Source organism: Amycolatopsis sp. NPDC045836 (assembly GCF_056431745.1).
Window position 1 is genome coordinate 106,221 of the sequence record NZ_JBWKKF010000006.1, and the last position, 17,820, is coordinate 124,040.

Here is a 17,820-nt window from a genome sequence, read left to right on the forward strand (position 1 = left end):
TGCCGCCTCGGAACTTGGCGTCCTGCCGCTTCGGGCTTCGGTGTCTTGCCAGGTTGAGCGCGGTGCCTCGCCGCCCGGAGCCGGGTGTTCGGGTGCCTCCGGCTCCGGTGCTCGCCGTTCCGGGTTCGGGTGCCTTGCCGCCTCGAATCCTGGGGCTCTACCGCTTCGGATCCCGGCGCCTCACCAGGCCGATCGCCGCGCCTCGCCACCTGAACTCGGGCGGCCTCGCCACCCAGCAGCCCCGTCCCGGCAAGCCAACCGCCGCCCCCGGTTTCCGGCTTCCCGCGCCGCGCGCGGATCGGACCCGGGATCAGCGGAAGGCGGGCAGCGAGGTGACGGACTGGCCGAGGGTGAGGGCGTGCATCTCCTCGGTGCCTTCGTAGGTGAGCACGGTCTCCAGGTTCGCCATGTGCCGCATGACGGGGTATTCCAGGGAAATGCCGTTCGCGCCGAGCATGGAGCGGGCGGTGCGCGCCACGTCCAGCGCCGAGCGCACGTTCGCCAGCTTGCCGAAGCTCACGTGGTGGTGGTGCAGCGAACCGGCGTCCTTGAGGCGGCCGATCCGCATCGCGATCAGGCCGGCCCGGTTCACCTCGACCAGCAGGTCGGCCAGTTTGCGCTGGGTCAGCTGGAACCCGGCCAGCGGCTTGCCGAACTGGGTGCGTGAGAGCGTGTACTCCAGCGCCGACTCGTAGCAGGCCCGCGCGGCGCCGACCACGCCGAACAGGATGCCGTACCGCGCCTCGTTCAGGCAGCTCAGCGGGCCCCGCAGGCCGCGCACCTCGGGGAAGGCCGCCGAATCGGGCAGGCGCACGCCGTCCAGCACGAGTTCGGCGGTGAGCGAGGCACGCAGCGAGAGCTTGTGCTTGACCTCGTTCGCGGTGAAACCCGGGGTGGAGGCCGGCACCACAAAACCGCGGACGCCGTCGTCGGTCTGCGCCCAGACGACCGCGACCTCGGCCACGGTGCCGTTGGTGATCCACATCTTGGTGCCGGTCAGCACCCAGTCCGAACCGTCGCGCACGGCGCGCGTGCGCATGCTCGCCGGGTCGCTGCCCGCGTCCGGCTCGGTCAGCCCGAAGCAGCCGAGCGCCTCACCGGTGGCCATGCGCGGCAGCCACTCCGCCTTCTGCTCGGCCGAGCCCCAGCGGTGGATGGCGTACATCGCCAGCGAACCCTGCACCGAGACGAAGCTGCGCAACCCCGAATCCACGGCCTCCAGCTCACGGCAGGCGATGCCGTAGGCCATCGCGCTGGTGCCGGCGCAGCCGTAGCCCTGAAGGTGCATGCCGAGCAGGCCCAGCTGCCCGAAGCCCTTGGCCAGCTCCGCCGCCGGGAGCGCGCCCGTTTCGTACCAGTCCGCGACGTTCGGGGCGAGTTGCTCGGCCGCGTACCCGCGCACGGCGTCGCGGATGTCGCGCTCCTCCCCGCTCAGTTCGGCGTCGAGATCGAGGAAGTCGTGCGGGTCCGGGGTGCTCATGCGGTCATGCTAACCCGCGCGGCGGGCCGAATCGTGCTGGATGGCGTGCTGGACCACCGAGATCAGCACCTGCTTGGCCGACTCCCGGTCCCGCGCGTCGCAGGCCATGATCGGTACGTTCGGCGAGATGGTCAGCGCGTGCCGGACGTCTTCGATCTGGTGGTGCAGCAGGCGGTCGAAGCAGTTGATCGCGACCACGTACGGCAGCTTCCGGTTCTCGAAGAAGTCGATCGACGGGAAGGCGTCGGCGAGGCGGCGGGTGTCGATCAGCACCACCGCGCCGATGGCGCCGAGGGCCAGGTCGTCCCACATGAACCAGAACCGGTGCTGGCCCGGCGTGCCGAACACGTACAGCACGATGTCCGAGTCCAGGGTGATCCGGCCGAAGTCCATGGCCACCGTGGTGGTGGTCTTGTTCGGCGTCGCCGAGATGTCGTCCACCCCGGCGCCCGCCTCGGTCATCGACGCCTCGGTGGTCAGCGGGTCGATCTCGGAGATCGCCCCGACCAGGGTGGTCTTGCCCGAACCGAAGCCACCGGCGACCACGATCTTCGCCGATGAGGTCGGCCCGCTGGACGGGCGTGGTGCGTTCACCGCGGTTTCTCCTCGTTCCGGGTTCTACAGGGAAACGACCGGCTGGGGGCCGCCGGCGCCACGCAACTGGGCGCGCTGGGCCGGGGTGAGCTGCTTGCCGACGCGGTCCACCAGCAGGGTCATCTCGTAGACCACGAGCCCGATGTCGCTCTCCGGCGAGCCCAGCACGGCCAGGCAGGACCCGTCGGAGACCGACATCAGGAACATGAAGCCCCCGGCCATCTCCACCACGGTCTGCGCGACCGTGCCGCCCTCGAAGATCTTCGCCGCGCCGCGGGCCAGGCTGGTCAGCCCAGACGCCACGGCGGCCAGCTGGTCGGCCTTGTCCTTGGGCAGGCCGCGGGAGTGCGCCAGCATCAGCCCGTCGGCCGAGACCACCACGGCGTGCGCGGCCCCCGGTACCCGGCGGACGAAATCGGTGATCAACCAGGCGAATCCGCCGTTCGCCAGCGTGCTCGGCTGGCTGGTGCCTTCCGGCTGCGCCCCTGTCACTGCCACTCCCTAGTGCTGCCTTGCTCTGTTCTGCTGTTGCTGCCCGCTCCCGGGTAGGAGCCGGGTTCCCCCGAGTTCTCCGAGAGCGCGTGCCGCCCGGTGGTGAAGCCACGCTGGAAGCTGGCCATGCGGCTGCGGGCGGCGGCCGCCGACCGGGAGATCGCGCTCGGGCCGGGCTGGCCGGCCGAGGTGTCGCGGAAGGCGTCCGGCTCGCTGGTCCGGACCGAACCGGGCACCAGGTAGGCGTTCGGCACCCGCTTCGGCAACCCGGCCTCGGTGACCTCTTCGTTCCGCGTCTCCAGCAGCGCCTGCGCGGCCTGCCAGCCGTGGTCCGAGGCGCTCTGCCAGGTCGAGGCCACCACGGGCCGCGGCTTGGGCGGCGGCCCCTCGGTCAGCTCCGGCTCCGGTGTGCTGGTCGGCTGCTCCGGCACCGCGGGGGCTTCCGGCTCCGGCTCGGGCTGCGGCTCGGGTTCCGGGGTGCGCTCGGGCTCCGGCTGGCGGGCCCGGTCGCCGTTCCCGGCGGGCCCGGCCAGGTCCGTCGAGGCCGGTGCCTGCGACTCCTGCTGGTCCAGCTCGTCCTCGACCTCGCTGAACCAGCGCGACATCACCGACTGGTAGATCGGCAGGCGGCGGGTCGGCGCGTCCGGGTCGTCTTCGGCGGGCTGCTTGGCCAGCGCCTCGTAGTCGCTGTGGTCGGTGCGCGGCTGGTCCGGTTCCTCGGTCGGGAAACCGTAGTCCTGTTGCGCGGCGGGCTCCGGCGCGGGTGGCGGTGGCGGAGCGGGCACCTGGCGCACCGGCAGCTGCTGGGGCACCGGGTACGGACTGGTCAGCGGCGCGTCGGTCGGGCTGCTGGTGAACGCCGCGTTCGACGAACCGGCGACCAGGTCGTCCAGCGAGATCGGCTGCGCCAGCGGGGTGAGCCCGTTCGTCGCGGCCGAGGTCTCCGCCGGGGTGGGCGGCGGGGCCGGGGTCCAGGTCTCGGTGGCCGGTTCCGGCGCCTTCTGCTGGCGGGCCGGGGTGATCGGCGGCAGCGAGGACTGCATCGCCGACGGGAAGGTCGGCGCCGGCGACTGGGCCGGGATCCGCGGCTGCGACGGCGGACCGCCCGGCGTCTGCGAAGGCGTGGCCACCAGCAGTTCGGCGGGCACCACGATCCGCGCGATGATGCCGTTGTCGATCTCCTCGTTGTCCCGCAGCCGGACCTCGATGCCGTGCCGCTTGGCCAGCCGCGCGACCACGTACAGGCCCATCCGCCTGGTCACCGAGACGTCGAACGCGGGCGGGTCGGCCAGCCGCTTGTTCGCCTCCTCGATGTCCTCTTCGGACATCCCGACACCCTTGTCGGTGATCTGGATGGCCAGCGAGCGCTTGCGGGTGACCGCGGCGCGCATGGTCACCTTGGTCTCCGGCTCGGAGAAGTAGGTCGCGTTGTCCAGCAGCTCGGCCAGCAGGTGCACCAGGTCCTGGATGGCGCGGCCCTGCACGGAGACCTCGGGCACCTGGCCGACCTCGACCCTGGCGTACTGCTCGATCTCCGAGACCGCGGCACCGATCACCTCGACCGCGGGCACCGGGCGCGCCACCGACTTGGTCAGCCCGGCGCCGGAGAGCACCAGCAGGCTTTCACCGTTGCGGCGCAGCCGGGTGGCGAGGTGGTCCAGCTCGAACAGGCTGGCGAGGTGGTCCGGGTCCTGCTCGTCGGCCTCCAGCCGGTCGATCACGCCGAGCTGGCGCTCCACCAGCCGCTGCGAGCGCCGCGAGAGGTTGACGAACATGCCGTTGACGTTCTCGCGGAGCAGCGCCTGCTCGGCCGCCAGCTTGACCGCCTGGGCGTGCACCGCGTCGAACGACCTGGCGACTTCACCGATCTCCTCGCGGGTGAGCACCGGCACCGGCTCGACCGCGCGCTTGGCCGCCTCCAGCGGGTTCGGGTTGTCCAGGATGCCCTGGACCGTGGTCGGCAGCTTCGCGTAGGCCACGTCCAGCGCGTTCGTCCGCAGCGTGCGCAGCGGGTGCAGCAGCGAGCGGGCGATGACCAGCATCAGCGCGATGGCGAAGAGCAGGGCCAGCAGCACGATGCCGGCGAACTGCCAGAAGGCGACCAGCGCGTCGGAGGCCAGGTTGTCCGCCGCGGCGCGGAGGTCGCTGAGCAGCTGACCCTCCACCTTGTTCATCCGGTCGACGACGAAGGCGCCGTCGTTGGTCAGCGCGTTGACGTCGATGGCCGGCCTGCTGCGGGCGTCGGCGAAGACGAAGGCGGAGGCCTTGATGCGCTCGCGGTCGTCGACCTCGGCGCCGGAGACGTTGTCGTTGTAGAGCTGCACCTGGTCGGGGTCGGCGTTCGCCCGGAAGGTGTCCAGCGCCGCGCGGGCACTGGCCTGGTAGGCACGGGTCTGGCTGAGCAGCTCGGCCGGGAAGCCGTCGCGGCGGCCGGCGATCTGCAGCGCGGCGTTCTCGCGGGAGACGTACTCCTTGGCCTCGCTCAGCGCCTGCGCGGTGGTGCCGCGGCGGAGCAGGTCACGGTCGGTGATCCCGGTGTTGACCTCGCGGCCGCCCTGGATCAGCTGGTCCATCAGCGAGGTGTAGGCCGACAACGCCGACAGGTCGGCGTAGGCGGTGTTCCGCACCGCGACGCGCAGCGGGCCCAGCGCGCCGATCCGGTCCAGCGTGCGCCGCATCTGGCTGCCCTCGGCGACCACGTCGCTCTCCAGCGTGCCGGCGAAGGACTGCAGGTCGCTGATGGCGCGGTCGGTCTTGATGATCTGCGCGTCCAGCGCGCCCTCGTCCGGGGCGCGGTCCGAGGCGATCTTCGCCACCGCCAGCGTGCGCTCGTTCTGCAGCTCGTGCACCACGGTGGCGCTCTTCGCGGCCAGGTCGAGCTGGTCCACCGTCTGCTGGTACTCGTTGGCGCGCCCCAGTTCCTGGGCGGCCAGCAGGCCACCGAGGGCGAGCGCGGTGGCGGTGGGCACGATCATCACCGCGGCCAGCTTGCTCCGCAGCCGCCAGTTGCGCAGCGACCACCGGCTGGGCCTGCCGCGCTCCACCGGTGTGGTGTCGAGGGCGTCCGCCGTGGTCGGTTCCACCGGATCGGGCAGCGGGGCCCGCTCTCCCGGCACCGACCCGCCACTGATGTTTCCCCGGCCGTCTGAGGCCCCAGGGTCTTGGACCCGCACTACGAGCACATCCCTTGTACTTGAGCCAGCAGCTCGCTTCGCGGAGTCCAGCTCGAACGGACATTGTCTTTCGCGTCTTTCGCGTCTTTCGCGTCTTCCGCGTCTCCCGGCCGCGGCACCCGTGGTCCCGCGTTCCGCGGCGCCCCGTGGAAAGGCTGCGGGTGGACTTCCGTCCGCACGGCCATCCGGTCGCTCGCTCCTCACGTGATTCGGGGGTCGGCGTGACCAGCAGTGGCCGACACCGGTCGACAGTGGCTGGCACTGCTGCACTGCGATGCAGAAGGTAGCGAATACGCTGCGAAGATGTAACCCTTCCGGGGGCGTCCTCGGCGAGGACAACTATGTCATGCCGTATTCGGGCGACTCGTCTGAGTATCCCCTATGCGGGAGATCCGTCGCCTGGTCAGGTGAGCCAGCCCGCGTGCAGGTGGTGATACCGGCACCGATTGTGACGACATCGAGTGATCTCTTACAGTGTCCCGTGCGAACACATCACGGTCTCGGGGCGGGCCGCGGTTCGCGTTATTCGCCTGGTCGCACCCCAGGCGTACCTACTCTGCACACCAGGAGTTGGCCTTGCTACGTACTGGCAACAGTTTCCGGCGGCCGAACCGCCGCCTCACCCGCGTGGGCGTGCTGTTCAGCAGCCTCGTCCTGCTCGCCTCGACCAGCGGCTGCGGGCTGCTCGGCGGCGACGGGGGCACCGAGAGCGCCGAGGGCAACGCGCAGGTGGAGAAGGCGAAGATCAAGGTGTCGGTGATGCCGCTGATCGACGTCGCGCCCTTCCACCTCGCGAACAAGAAGGGTTACTTCAAGGAAGAGGGCCTGGAGGTCGAGACGGTCAACTCGCCCAGCGGGCAGGCCGGGCTGACCAAGCTGATCGCCGGCGACGTCGACATCAGCTACGGCGGTGACATCCCGTTCGTGATGGCCAACGCCACCGGCAGCGCGGACATCAAGTTCGTCGCCGAGTCCTCCTCCGGCAAGCCGAACACGATGATGATCCTCACCGTGCCCGAGTCGCCGGTGAAGAACGTGCAGGACCTGGCGGGCAAGAAGATCGCCATCAACGGCGAGAAGGGTGTCTCCGACACCCTGACCAAGTCGGTGATGAAGGCGAACAACGTCGACTTCAGCAAGGTCACCTGGGTGACCCTGCCGTTCCCGGAGATCGCCGGCGCGATCGCCCGCAAGGACGTGGACGCGGGCTTCCTGGTCGAGCCGTTCATCACCCAGGCCAGCAAGAGCGTGGGCACCGTGCCGGTGGTCGACGCCTCCTCCGGCCCGACGCAGGACTTCCCGATCTCGGCCTACGGCGCCACCGCGAAGTTCGTCAACGAGAACCCGAAGACCGTGGAGGCCTTCCAGCGGGCGATGGCCAGGGCCACCAAGGAGGCCGAGGCCGACCGCAAGGTCGTCGAGCCGCTGCTGGTCGAGTTCGCCAAGATCGACGCCGACACCGCGGCGCTGGCCTCGCTGACCAAGTTCGAGTCCAAACTGGACCCGGCGCGGCTGCAGCGGGTGCCCGACCTGATGCTGGAGTTCGGCATCATCACGCAGAAGGTCGACGCGGCGAGCATGATCGCCAAGCAGCCGCAGGACTGATCCGTCCACGTGCCTCGTCTGCTGCGGAACCTGATCGGTCTGGCCGGCTTCTTCCTGCTCTGGGAGGGAGCCGTCCAGACCGGACTGGTGCGGCGGGAGTTCATCCCGCCGCCATCGGTCGTCCTGTACAGTCTCGCCGGCCTGCTCGGCGACGTGTCCTTCCTGCGCGACGTGATCGCGACCATGCTCGCCTGGCTGATCGCGCTCGGCATCGCGGTGGTGGTGGCGATCCCGGCCGGACTGCTGCTCGGCAGCATCCCGCCGCTGCAGGTGGCCACCCGCGCGATCGTGGAGTTCCTCCGCCCGATCCCGCCGGTGGCGCTGATCCCGCTGGTGATCCTGATCGTCGGCGGCGGCCCGGAGGCCAAGATCAGCCTCGCGGTGTACGCCTCGGTGTGGCCGATCCTGTTCAACACCGTCTACGCGATGGCGGAGATCGACCCGGTGCTCACCGAGACCGCGCGCTCCTTCGGCACCTCGAAGTCGCGCATGCTCACCTCGGTGGCGCTGCCGCACGCGGCGCCGTTCGTCTTCACCGGCATCCGGATGTCCGCGGCGATCGCGCTGATCGTCATCGTCAGCACCGAGTTCGTCGCCGGGGCCAGCCGCGGCATCGGCAACTTCGTGCTCGAAGCCAGCGAGGGCGGTGGCCGCCGCGACCTGGTGCTGGCCGGCACCGTGGTGGCGGGCATCATCGGGTACCTGATCAACGAGGGCCTCGAGCGGACCGGGCGCCGCCTGTTCGCCTGGAGCGAGGTCCGCACGGAGGTGGCCAGGTGACCGCGACCCTGCCCGAGCGCCCGGCCCGGCCGGGCCTGCGCGGCCGGACCAGGGCCGGGGTGTCCGGCTTCCTGCGCAACTGGCTGCTGTTCATCGGCCTGGTGGTGCTCTGGGAGCTGGTCACCAGGCTGGCCCAGGACCGCTTCTTCCCGCCGCCCACGGAGATCATCGCCTCGGCGGGGCAGCTGTGGTTCAGCGAGAACTTCTTCGACCACATCCTGCCCAGCGTCGGCCGCATGCTCGGCGGCTGGCTGATCGCCGTGGTGCTCGGCGTCGGCCTCGGCGTGGCGCTGGGCCGCACCCGCACCGGCATGGACTACGCCGGTCCGCTGTTCTCCTTCGGCCGGTCCATCCCGCCGCCCACGCTGGCCCCGGTGTTCCTGGTGCTCTTCGGCATCGGGCCGGGCATGCAGCTGGCCACCATCATCTTCGGCGCGCTGTTCCCGATCCTGCTGAACACGGTGGACGGGGTCCGCTCGGTGGACGCGGTCAAGGTGGACACCGCGCGGTCGTTCCGCAGCCCGCGGCGCTACTGGCTGCTGCTGGTGGTGCTGCCCGCGGCCTCGCCGAAGATCTTCGCCGGGCTGCGGCTGAGCCTGTCCATCTCGATGATCCTGATGGTGGTCTCGGAGCTGATCGGGGCCTTCGACGGCATCGGTTACGCGCTGAACTCCTCGCGTCAGATCTTCGACTTCGCCGGGATGTGGGCGTGGATCGTCCTGCTCGGCATCCTCGGCTACGGGTTCAACACCGCCCTGCTCGCCGTGGAACGCCGGGTGCTGCGCTGGCAGCCGTCCCGGGCCCAGCAAGCCACTATCGGAGGATGAGTCCTGTGCCCACCATGCTCGACGTCTCCGGCCTCACCCACCGATACGGGGGCGGGGACCGGCCCCACACCGTCGTCGACGACCTGCGCTTCACCGTTTCGGCGGGGGAGCTGGCCTGCATCGTCGGCCCGTCCGGCTGCGGCAAGTCCACCCTGCTGCGCTGCGTGGCCGGGCTGATCAAGCCGTCGGCGGGCGAGGTCCGGCTGCACGGCGACCTGATCGACGGCGTGCCGGACGACCTGGCCGTGGTGTTCCAGGACTACAGCCGCTCGCTGTTCCCGTGGCTGTCGGTGCGCGCGAACGTGGAGTTCCCGCTGCGCTGGCGCGGGCTGAGCAAGGCCGAGCGGCACCGGCGGGCCGACGAGGCGCTGGCCTCGGTCAACCTGCCCGACGTCGGCGGCAAGTTCCCGTCGCAGCTGTCCGGCGGCATGCAGCAGCGCGTGTCCATCGCCAGGGCGCTGGCCTCGGAGCCGGCGCTGCTGCTGATGGACGAGCCGTTCGCCTCGGTGGACGCGCAGACCCGGTTCGAGCTGGAGGACCTGCTGCGGCGGGTGCAGCGCGAACGCGGCAGCACGGTGCTGCTGGTCACCCACGACATCGACGAGAGCGTCTACCTCAGCGACCGCGTGCTGGTGCTGTCGAAGTCGCCCGCGCGCATCGTCGCCGACCTCGAAGTGGGCCTGCCCGGCGAACGCGACCAGATCACCACGCGCGAGTCGAAGGAGTTCGTCTCGCTGCGCGGTGAGGTGGCCCGGCTGCTGCACGGCGGTCAGCCCGGCTCCGCCCCCGCCGCCGAGGAACTGGCGGCCGCGGACCTGGCCGAGGCCGACGCGGCCGAACAGCTCGCGGACACGCGGTCGCGGGAAACTCTCTGAGTCCGCTCCGCCACCGCGATTTCCGCCTGGTGCTGCTGAGCACCACGCTGCTGTTCACCGGGTACGCCCTGCTGCTCCCGGTGGTGCCGCTGTGGGTGGTGCACCGGGGATCGGGTGAGTTCGCCGCGGGCGCGGCGACCGGGGTGTTCATGGGCGCCACGGTCGCCGCCCAGTGCGCGGTGCCGGCGCTGGCCGCCCGGTTCGGCTACCGGCTGGTGACCGCGGTGGGCGGGCTGCTGCTCGGCGTCCCGGCACCGCTGCTGTTGCTGACCGCGGACTGGCCGGGCATCCTCGGCGTCTGCCTGGTGCGGGGGCTCGGCTTCGGGCTGGTCTCGGTCTGCGGCAGCGCGCTCATCGGCGAGCTGCTGCCCCCGTCGTCGGCGGCGCGCGGGTCCGGCTGGTACGGCCTGGCCACCGGGTTGCCGCAGCTGCTCGGGCTGGCCACCGGCACCTGGGCGGCCGGGACCTGGGGGTTCGCCCCGGTGTTCTGGCTGGCCGCGGTGCTGCCGCCGGCGGGGGTGCTGCCGGTGCTGCTGCTGCCCCGGTTGCTGCCCGGTCACAGCGGTCCGCCGGTGCGCTGGCCGCAGGTCACCGCGCGGACCTGGCGGCCGGGGCTGGTGATGTTCGGCGGCGCGGTCGGCTTCGGGGCGATGGCCACCTTCGTGGCGCTCGTGCTGAACGGTCCCGCGGCGGTGGTCTCGGCGACGTTGTTCGTGGTGACCGGGGCCGCCCTGCTCGGCCGGTGGTCGGCGGGGCTGTTCGCGCACCGGCTGGCCGGCTCCGGGCGGATGCTCGGCGCGGCCACCGCGGTGTCCGGGCTGGGCCTGGCGGTGTTCGCGGTGACCGGGCCGATCGGCGGCGCGTGGGCGCTGACCGCGGCGATCGCCGGTGGGGCGGTCTTCGGCGCCGGGTTCGGCGTGGTGCAGAACGACGCGCTGGTGGTGATGTTCGCCCGGGTGCCGCCGGGGCCGGCCGGGGTGGTCTGGAACCTCGCCTTCGACGCCGGGCAGGGCGCGGGCGCGGTGCTGGTCGGCGCGCTGCTCGCCGGGCTGACCCCGGTCGGCGCGTTCGGCGTGCTGGCCGGGTTCGCGCTGGTCCTGTGGCCCATCGGCCGCGCCGCCGGGGTGAGGGGTTAGCCTGGGAGCGTGCCTCGTGTCGTGATCCTGGACTACGGTTCGGGCAACCTCCGGTCCGCCGAACGCGCCGTGCGGCGCGTCGGAGCCGAAGTCGAAGTGACCGCCGACGCCGAAGCGGCCCTCGCCGCCGACGGCCTGGTGGTGCCCGGCGTCGGTGCCTTCTCCGCGTGCATGGCGGGGCTGCGCGAGGTCCATGGCGAGCGGATCATCGGCAAGCGCCTCGCCGGTGGCCGCCCGGTGCTCGGCATCTGCGTCGGCATGCAGATCCTGTTCGAACGCGGGGTCGAGCACGGCGAGGAGACCGAGGGCGCCGGCGAGTGGCCCGGCGCGGTCGACCGGCTGCACGCCCCGGTGCTGCCGCACATGGGCTGGAACACCGTGCGCGCCCCCGCGGAATCGCGGTTGTTCGCCGGGCTGGACGCGGACACGCGCTTCTACTTCGTGCACTCCTACGCCGCGCGCCGCTGGGAGCTGGACTCCGGCCTCGCCGGGCAGCAGCCGCTGGTCACCTGGGCCCACCACGGCGAGGACTTCGTCGCCGCGGTGGAGAACGGGGCCCTCTCGGCCACCCAGTTCCACCCGGAGAAGTCCGGGGACGCCGGGGCCACGCTGCTGGAGAACTGGCTCCGCACCCTCTGAACCCGGTCGCGGACGCGGTTCTATAGTTGCCCGCGTGACCTTCCAGCTGCTTCCCGCCGTTGACGTCGCCGATGGCCAGGCCGTGCGCCTGGTCCAGGGCGAGGCCGGTACCGAAACCTCCTACGGCGACCCGCTGGAGGCCGCGCTGGCCTGGCAGCGGGACGGGGCGCAGTGGGTGCACCTGGTCGACCTCGACGCCGCCTTCGGCAAGGGCTCCAACCGCGAACTGCTCGCCCGCGTGGTCGGCGAGCTGGACGTCCAGGTGGAACTGTCCGGCGGCATCCGCGACGACGAGTCGCTGGAAGCGGCGCTGGCCACCGGTTGCCGCCGGGTCAACCTCGGCACCGCGGCGCTGGAGGATCCGGAGTGGACGGCCAAGGTGGTGGCCACCCACGGCGACCGCGTGGCGATCGGCCTGGACGTGCGGATCACCGAGGCCGGGCACCGGCTCGCCGCCCGCGGCTGGACCAAGGACGGCGGCGACTTCTGGGAGGTGCTGGAGCGCCTCGACCGCGACGGCGCCCAGCGCTACGTGGTCACCGACGTGAGCAAGGACGGCACGCTGCAGGGGCCGAACCTCGAACTGCTGCGCGAGGTCACCGCCCGCACCGACGCCGCCGTGATCGCTTCCGGCGGGGTGTCCAGTCTGGACGACCTGCGGGCGCTGGCCACGCTGGAGCGGGACGGCGTCGAGGGCGCGATCGTCGGCAAGGCGCTCTACGCCGGGGCGTTCACCCTGCCGGACGCGCTGGCCGCGGTCCGTTCCTGAAACCTCACCCGTCGAGCGTGATGGCGATGCCGATGGTGCGCTGCCGTCCGCGCAGCCGGCTGAAGAACATGGTGACCTGACCCACGATCCCGTACGCACGGGCGATCGCGCTGCGCACGCGCTCGGTCTCGGCGTCGTCGAGCAGCCGGGCCCGGCCGGAAACCTTGTCGCCGTGGGTCTTCTTGCCGCCGAAGTCGCTGGCCTGCACGGCCACCCTCGGGTCGTTGCGCAGCCGCTTGACCTTGCCCGCCTGCCGCTCGCTCCACAGCACCAGTTCGCCGCCTTCGCGGGCGATCCACACCGGGGTCGGCACCGGGGTGCCGTTCTTGCGGAACGTGGTGACCACCACGTACTTCTCTGCGGCCAGCCGTTCCAGCTCGGTTGCCATGGTGGTCACCGTACCCGCCCTACCGCCGCAGGTAGACGAATCCCGTGGTCGGCCCGCCCCGTTCCGGGCGGCGCTCACCGTCGTGGACCACGAGCAGGCCACGCGGGAAGTCCGGGCCCAGCGGGGTGGTGGTGATCGCGGCGCCGTCGGAGTGCTCGACGGAGTCGGTGCGCGCGGTCGCGCCGACGGTGAAGTCGAACAGCGCCTTGTTGCCGCCGGTGCGGTCGTAGCCGACAAACCGCGAGTCGCCCTGGCTGGAGGCGTACAACTGGCCGGTGCCGTGCGGGCCTTCGGCGATGGTCAGGCCCTCGGCGTCGGCGGTCAGCCGGGTGCCGCCGAAGCCGGGATCCGGGCCGTCGGGCACGCACTCCTCGGTCTCCTCGTCGTAGCGCGCGGGGGCACCGAACGAGCGCACCCGGTCGACGAGTTCCGGTGCGCCACCGAGCGGGATCCGCCAGATCCCGACGTCCTCCTGGGCGGCGTAGAGCACGCGGTGCGCGGCGTCCAGCACCATGCCCTCGACCTGCGGGCGCTCACCCGGCTCGGCGCAGGGCGTCCAGGTGGTGCCGTCCGGCAGCGGGAAGCTCGCCGGGAGGTCCACTGTGGTCAGCGGCGTGGTGCCGATCCGGCCGCCGGGCAGGTCGGCCAGCTCCAGCAGGGCGATGCGGGTCTCGTGCCGCCTGCTCACCGCCAGCACCCGCCTGCCGCCGACCTCCGCCGCGGCCAGGCCGTACGCCGTGCGTTGTCCGTCTACTTCGGACTCGTTGGTGGAGAAGGCCGGCGGTGCGGCGGGATCGGTCACGTCGGTGAGCCGCTGGTCGGCGATCCGGTAGACGCGGATCCGGTCGCGCCCGCGGTCGCTGACGACGGCCAGGTCGCCGACCACGTCGACGTTGTTGAACCGGCCGGGTGCGGCGCCCGGGGTGGGCGGGGCCGGGGCCGGCACGGTCAGCAGTTCACGCCCGCGCAGGTCGAAGGCCGCGAGCCCGCCTTCCTTCAGCGTGCCGAGCACGATGCTGCGCGCCGGGTTCGCGCGGTCGACCCAGATCGCCGGGTCGTCGGCGTCGGCGTTGGCCGGGGTGGCGGCGGGGTCGTCGACGAAGGCCCTGGTCTGCAGCACCGGGCGGGGCACCGGGGCCGCCTGCGCCGGGGTGGCGGAGAGCAGGAGGGGGACGATGAGGACGAGCGGTGTGATGCGCACTGCGGGACGGTAGGCCCGCGAGGTTGCCGTCGGGTGAACGCCGGAGCGGGCCCCGTACCCTGGGCGGCATGTCCGTAGCGGTGAGGGTGATCCCGTGTCTCGACGTGGACGCGGGGCGGGTGGTCAAGGGCGTCAACTTCGCGGATCTGCGTGACGCCGGGGATCCGGTCGAACTGGCGCGCCGGTACGACGCCGAGGGCGCGGACGAACTGACCTTCCTCGACGTGACCGCCTCCTCCGGTGACCGCGAGACCACCTTCGACGTGGTCCGCCGGACCGCCGAGCAGGTGTTCATCCCGCTCACCGTCGGCGGTGGCGTGCGCACCAACGACGACGTGAACAAGCTGCTGCGCTCCGGCGCGGACAAGGTGAGCATCAACACCGCGGCCATCGCGCGGCCCGAGTTCCTGCACGAGGCGTCCCGCCGGTTCGGCTCGCAGTGCGTGGTGCTCTCGGTCGACGCCCGCCGCACGCCGGACACGGCCTCCGGCTTCGAGGTGACCACGCACGGCGGTCGCCGGGGCACCGGGATCGACGCGGTGGAGTGGGCGGCCAGGGGTGAGGAACTCGGGGTCGGGGAGATCCTGCTGAACTCGATGGACGCCGACGGCACCAAGGCCGGGTTCGACCTGGAGCTGATCTCGCTGGTGCGCGCCCAGGTCCGGGTGCCGGTGATCGCCAGCGGCGGGGCCGGGGCGCTGGAGCACTTCCTGCCCGCGGTCCGGCACGGGGCGGACGCGGTGCTCGCCGCCAGCGTGTTCCACTTCGGACAGTTGACCATCGGTGCGGTGAAGACCGCCCTGCGCGCGGGTGAGGTGGTGGTCCGGTGAACCGCTGGACGGCCCCGCTCGAGGTCAAGGTGATCACCGGGCTGCTGCTCGGCATCGCCGTGGTGCACGTGCTGATCTCGCTGGTGCTGCTGTCCGCGCCCGGTTCGACGGTGCGGGTGCTGTTCGTGCCGGTGACCGCCCTGCTGCTCGGCGCGATCGTGGCGGGCGGGCTCGCCGTGCCCGGCCGGTTCCCGCGGTTGTCCCGGTTCTCGCGGTACATCGGGTACGCGGTGATCGCGATCATGGCGCTGCAGCACGCGTTCGGCATGCTGGCGGGCACGCTGTGGTGGCTGCGGATCTTCTTCGGGCTCGCCGCGGCGGGCTACATCTACGCCGGGGTGCTGCTCAGCAGCCGCCCGGTGCTGCGGCACGTGGGGAGTGTGAAGGCGTGAACACCGCCGAAGTCACCGAAGCCGTCGGCCGGGTCGCGTTCAACGCCGACGGGCTCGCCTGCGCGGTGGTGGTCGACCACGAGAGCGGCGACGTGCTGATGGTGGCCTGGATGAACGCCGAGGCGCTGGCGCTGACGCTGACCACCCGCCGGGGCACCTACTTCTCGCGCAGCCGCGGGCGGCTGTGGGTCAAGGGCGAGACCTCCGGGCACGTGCAGCACGTCCAGGAGGTCCGGCACGACTGCGACGCCGACACCCTGCTGGTGCGGGTGGTCCAGGAGGGCCCGGCCTGCCACACCGGCACCCGCAGCTGCTTCGACACCGGCGAACGCCGGCTCCTCTAGTCCAGTTCGCCGGTCAGGTACCGCTGCAGCGTCGGGGCGACCGCCGCGACGATCTCCTCGTGGCCCGCCGAGGCCAGCGGCTCGAACTTCGCCACGTACCGGACCAGGCCCATGCCGACCACCTGCGAGGCGCACAGCGACGCCCGGAACTGCAACCGGTCGGTGCTGACCCGGTCGGCCAGCTTGGCGAAGATGTTCTCCAGGAACAGGTGCCGCAACGCGGCGGCGACCTGCTCGTGGCCCGCCACGCTCCGGACCAGCGCGGCGAACGTGCCGCCGCCGCTCTCGTCCCACTGCCGGAGGAAGGTCCGCACGATGCGTGCGCCCAGCTCCTCCACCGGGCCGTCCTCGAAGACCTTGGCGAACAGCTGGACCGGGTCGAACGGCAGCTGGAGCACGGCCTTGGCGAACAGGCCCTGCTTGCCGCCGAACCAGTGGTTGACCATGGCCGCGTCCACCCCGGCGCGCTGGGCGATGGCCCGCACGGTCGCCCGCTCGTAACCCAGCTCACCGAAGACCTCGCGGGCCGCGGTGAGCATCGCCGCACGGGTGTCCTCGCCCGCCGGACGGCGGCCTCGGCGCTTGGCGGTCGACTGCTTCGGGGTGGTCATGCCACCATCATGCCCTTCCACCGGACAGTAGTTCAACGCTCAATGAATAGTACTCCCGGGGGTACACGCGCTCGGCGGGCCGCGACGGCACAATGAGGCCCATGGTCAGCACCCGCACCGTCACCGCTCCGCCCGCGGCCGCCACCGGCCTCGGCACGGTCAGCCCCACCCGGGAGGAGTTCCGCGCGCTCGCCGAGTCGCGCCGGGTCATCCCGGTGGTCCGCCGCCTGCTCGCCGACGGCGAGACCCCGGTCGGGGTCTACCGCAAGCTCGCCGCCGACCGGCCGGGCACCTTCCTGTTCGAGTCGGCGGAGAACGGCGCCTCCTGGTCCCGCTGGTCGTTCGTCGGGGTGAACAGCCCGGCCGCGCTGACCGTGCGCGACGGCGAAGCGGTGTGGACCGGCACGCCGCCGGTCGGCCTGCCGTCCGAGGGCGACCCGCTGGCCGTGCTGCGGGCCACCCTCGAGGCGCTGCACACCGAGCCGCTGCCCGGCCTGCCCCCGCTGACCGGCGGCCTGGTCGGCTACATCGGCTACGACGCCGTCCGCTGGCTGGAGAGGCTGCCGGAACTGGCCGAGGACGACCTGAAGATCCCCGAGCTGACCATGCTGCTGGCCACCGACCTCGCCGCGCTCGACCACCACGAGGGCACGGTCACGCTGATCGCGAACGCGGTGAACTGGGACGACTCGCCGGAACGGGTGGACGCCGCCTACGACGACGCGCTGGCCCGGCTGCAGCGGATGACCGACCAGCTGGCCGTGCACGCCCCGGCCACCAACGCGGTGTTCGACCGCCCGGCCCCGGAGTTCACCCGCCGCCGCAGCGAAGCCGAGTTCCACGAGGCGGTGCGGAAGGCGGTCGAGGCGATCAAGGCGGGCGAGGCGTTCCAGGTGGTGCCCTCGCAGCGGTTCGAGATCGAGACCGGCGCCGACGCGCTCGACATCTACCGCGTGCTGCGCACCTCCAACCCCAGTCCGTACATGTACCTGCTGCGGATGGAGGGCTTCGACATCGTCGGCTCCAGCCCGGAATCGCTGGTGACCGTGCGCGACGGCCGGGCCACCACGCACCCGATCGCGGGCACCCGCTGGCGCGGCGCCGACCCGGAGGAGGACGCGCAGCTGGCCAAGGACCTGCTGGCCGACGAGAAGGAGCGGGCCGAGCACCTGATGCTGGTCGACCTCGGCCGCAACGACCTCGGCAAGGTGTGCAAGGCGGGCACCGTGCGCGTGGTCGACTTCTTCACCATCGAGCGCTACAGCCACGTGATGCACATCGTCTCCACCGTCACCGGTGAGCTGGCCGAGGGCAAGACCGCCTTCGACGCGGTGACCGCCTGCTTCCCGGCGGGCACGCTGTCCGGGGCGCCCAAGGTCAGGGCGATGGAGCTGATCGAGGAATTGGAACCCACCCGCCGGGCGTTGTACGGGGGGGTGGTCGGTTACCTGGACTTCGCCGGGGACGCCGACACCGCCATCGCCATCCGCACCGCGCTGGTGCGCGACGGGGTGGCGTACGTGCAGGCCGGTGGTGGCGTGGTGGCGGACTCGGACCCCGGCTACGAGGACAACGAGTCGCTGAACAAGGCCCGGACCGTGCTCTCGGCGGTGGCCGCCGCGCAGACCCTGGCCCCGGCCGGGGCGATCGAGGAAGCTGGTGACCCCGCTGGTGTCTGACCCGG

General features: G+C 72.0%; 18 protein-coding genes. 11 read left to right on the forward strand and 7 right to left on the reverse strand.

Annotation, left to right across the window (positions count from 1 at the left end; translation table 11 throughout):
* Positions 1 to 310 precede the first annotated feature (310 nt).
* Genes AC07EG_RS12625 through AC07EG_RS12640 form a run of 4 tightly spaced genes read right to left on the reverse strand, consistent with a single transcriptional unit; the run spans position 311 to position 5,541 of the window.
* Positions 311 to 1,480, reverse strand: coding sequence for an acyl-CoA dehydrogenase family protein (locus tag AC07EG_RS12625; protein ID WP_478253199.1), 1,170 nt, complete (start codon positions 1,478 to 1,480; stop codon positions 311 to 313).
* A gap of 9 nt (positions 1,481 to 1,489) precedes the next feature.
* Positions 1,490 to 2,074 carry a GTP-binding protein gene (locus AC07EG_RS12630; RefSeq protein ID WP_478253200.1) on the reverse strand — a complete coding sequence of 195 codons (585 nt, stop codon included), beginning with the start codon at positions 2,072 to 2,074 and terminating at the stop codon, positions 1,490 to 1,492.
* Between the two features lie 24 nt (positions 2,075 to 2,098).
* On the reverse strand, positions 2,099 to 2,566 hold the full coding sequence (locus tag AC07EG_RS12635; protein ID WP_478253201.1) for a roadblock/LC7 domain-containing protein: 468 nt from the start codon (positions 2,564 to 2,566) through the stop codon (positions 2,099 to 2,101).
* A complete protein-coding gene (locus AC07EG_RS12640) occupies positions 2,563 to 5,541 on the reverse strand; it encodes a nitrate- and nitrite sensing domain-containing protein (RefSeq protein ID WP_478253515.1) in 2,979 nt (992 codons plus the stop codon). The genes AC07EG_RS12635 and AC07EG_RS12640 overlap by 4 nt, the downstream gene beginning before the upstream one ends.
* Positions 5,542 to 6,366: 825 nt before the next feature.
* On the opposite strand from AC07EG_RS12640, the gene AC07EG_RS12645 reads away from it, so the two are divergent.
* The 7 genes from AC07EG_RS12645 to priA are packed head-to-tail and all read left to right on the forward strand — an operon-like array spanning position 6,367 to position 12,370.
* Complete coding sequence (locus tag AC07EG_RS12645) at positions 6,367 to 7,344, forward strand: ABC transporter substrate-binding protein (RefSeq protein ID WP_478253202.1); 978 nt, start codon at positions 6,367 to 6,369, stop codon at positions 7,342 to 7,344.
* A 9-nt stretch (positions 7,345 to 7,353) separates the two neighbouring features.
* The gene (locus tag AC07EG_RS12650; RefSeq protein ID WP_478253203.1) at positions 7,354 to 8,124 is read left to right on the forward strand and encodes an ABC transporter permease; all 771 of its coding nucleotides are present in this window, start codon (positions 7,354 to 7,356) and stop codon (positions 8,122 to 8,124) included.
* On the forward strand, positions 8,121 to 8,951 hold the full coding sequence (locus AC07EG_RS12655) for an ABC transporter permease (RefSeq protein WP_478253204.1): 831 nt from the start codon (positions 8,121 to 8,123) through the stop codon (positions 8,949 to 8,951). Before AC07EG_RS12650 ends, AC07EG_RS12655 begins: the two co-directional genes overlap by 4 nt.
* Before the next feature lie 5 nt (positions 8,952 to 8,956).
* Entirely contained in the window at positions 8,957 to 9,826 is an 870-nt protein-coding gene (locus AC07EG_RS12660; protein WP_478253516.1) for an ABC transporter ATP-binding protein, read from the forward strand.
* 29 nt (positions 9,827 to 9,855) lie between these two features.
* Positions 9,856 to 10,962 carry an MFS transporter gene (locus AC07EG_RS12665; RefSeq protein ID WP_478253205.1) on the forward strand — a complete coding sequence of 369 codons (1,107 nt, stop codon included), beginning with the start codon at positions 9,856 to 9,858 and terminating at the stop codon, positions 10,960 to 10,962.
* 9 nt (positions 10,963 to 10,971) lie between these two features.
* The gene (hisH, locus tag AC07EG_RS12670) at positions 10,972 to 11,601 is read left to right on the forward strand and encodes an imidazole glycerol phosphate synthase subunit HisH (RefSeq protein WP_478253206.1); all 630 of its coding nucleotides are present in this window, start codon (positions 10,972 to 10,974) and stop codon (positions 11,599 to 11,601) included.
* 34 nt (positions 11,602 to 11,635) lie between these two features.
* Complete coding sequence (gene priA, locus AC07EG_RS12675; protein ID WP_478253207.1) at positions 11,636 to 12,370, forward strand: bifunctional 1-(5-phosphoribosyl)-5-((5-phosphoribosylamino)methylideneamino)imidazole-4-carboxamide isomerase/phosphoribosylanthranilate isomerase PriA; 735 nt, start codon at positions 11,636 to 11,638, stop codon at positions 12,368 to 12,370.
* 4 nt (positions 12,371 to 12,374) lie between these two features.
* Here priA and AC07EG_RS12680 read toward each other — a convergent pair whose 3' ends face one another.
* Both AC07EG_RS12680 and AC07EG_RS12685 read right to left on the reverse strand, forming a co-directional pair.
* On the reverse strand, positions 12,375 to 12,758 hold the full coding sequence (locus AC07EG_RS12680; RefSeq protein WP_478253208.1) for a PPOX class F420-dependent oxidoreductase: 384 nt from the start codon (positions 12,756 to 12,758) through the stop codon (positions 12,375 to 12,377).
* Between the two features lie 19 nt (positions 12,759 to 12,777).
* Positions 12,778 to 13,959, reverse strand: coding sequence for a phytase (locus tag AC07EG_RS12685; protein ID WP_478253209.1), 1,182 nt, complete (start codon positions 13,957 to 13,959; stop codon positions 12,778 to 12,780).
* A gap of 68 nt (positions 13,960 to 14,027) precedes the next feature.
* Between AC07EG_RS12685 and hisF the strand changes: the two genes are divergently transcribed.
* From hisF to hisI, 3 genes are read left to right on the forward strand one after another with little or no spacing between them, the layout of a single operon-like run.
* Positions 14,028 to 14,789 carry an imidazole glycerol phosphate synthase subunit HisF gene (gene hisF, locus AC07EG_RS12690; protein WP_478253210.1) on the forward strand — a complete coding sequence of 254 codons (762 nt, stop codon included), beginning with the start codon at positions 14,028 to 14,030 and terminating at the stop codon, positions 14,787 to 14,789.
* Positions 14,786 to 15,181 carry a hypothetical protein gene (locus AC07EG_RS12695; RefSeq protein WP_478253211.1) on the forward strand — a complete coding sequence of 132 codons (396 nt, stop codon included), beginning with the start codon at positions 14,786 to 14,788 and terminating at the stop codon, positions 15,179 to 15,181. Before hisF ends, AC07EG_RS12695 begins: the two co-directional genes overlap by 4 nt.
* Positions 15,178 to 15,525 carry a phosphoribosyl-AMP cyclohydrolase gene (gene hisI / locus AC07EG_RS12700; RefSeq protein ID WP_478253212.1) on the forward strand — a complete coding sequence of 116 codons (348 nt, stop codon included), beginning with the start codon at positions 15,178 to 15,180 and terminating at the stop codon, positions 15,523 to 15,525. The genes AC07EG_RS12695 and hisI overlap by 4 nt, the downstream gene beginning before the upstream one ends.
* Here hisI and AC07EG_RS12705 read toward each other — a convergent pair.
* Entirely contained in the window at positions 15,522 to 16,136 is a 615-nt protein-coding gene (locus AC07EG_RS12705; protein ID WP_478253214.1) for a TetR/AcrR family transcriptional regulator, read from the reverse strand. The genes hisI and AC07EG_RS12705 overlap by 4 nt on opposite strands.
* Positions 16,137 to 16,237: 101 nt before the next feature.
* Here AC07EG_RS12705 and AC07EG_RS12710 point away from each other — a divergent pair, with 101 nt between their 5' ends.
* Positions 16,238 to 17,815: an anthranilate synthase component I gene (locus tag AC07EG_RS12710; RefSeq protein ID WP_478253215.1), complete on the forward strand. Its 1,578-nt coding sequence runs from the start codon at positions 16,238 to 16,240 to the stop codon at positions 17,813 to 17,815.
* Positions 17,816 to 17,820: the final 5 nt, after the last annotated feature.

Excerpts from the sequence above, each read along its gene's own strand:
- AC07EG_RS12625 (WP_478253199.1), bottom strand. The coding sequence starts at position 1,480 with ATGAGCACCCCGGACCCGCACGACTTCCTCGATCTCGACGCCGAACTG.
- AC07EG_RS12640 (WP_478253515.1), bottom strand. The coding sequence starts at position 5,541 with ATGATCGTGCCCACCGCCACCGCGCTCGCCCTCGGTGGCCTGCTGGCC.
- AC07EG_RS12680 (WP_478253208.1), bottom strand. The coding sequence starts at position 12,758 with ATGGCAACCGAGCTGGAACGGCTGGCCGCAGAGAAGTACGTGGTGGTC.
- hisF (WP_478253210.1), top strand. The coding sequence starts at position 14,028 with ATGTCCGTAGCGGTGAGGGTGATCCCGTGTCTCGACGTGGACGCGGGG.
- AC07EG_RS12705 (WP_478253214.1), bottom strand. The coding sequence starts at position 16,136 with ATGACCACCCCGAAGCAGTCGACCGCCAAGCGCCGAGGCCGCCGTCCG.
- AC07EG_RS12710 (WP_478253215.1), top strand. The coding sequence starts at position 16,238 with ATGGTCAGCACCCGCACCGTCACCGCTCCGCCCGCGGCCGCCACCGGC.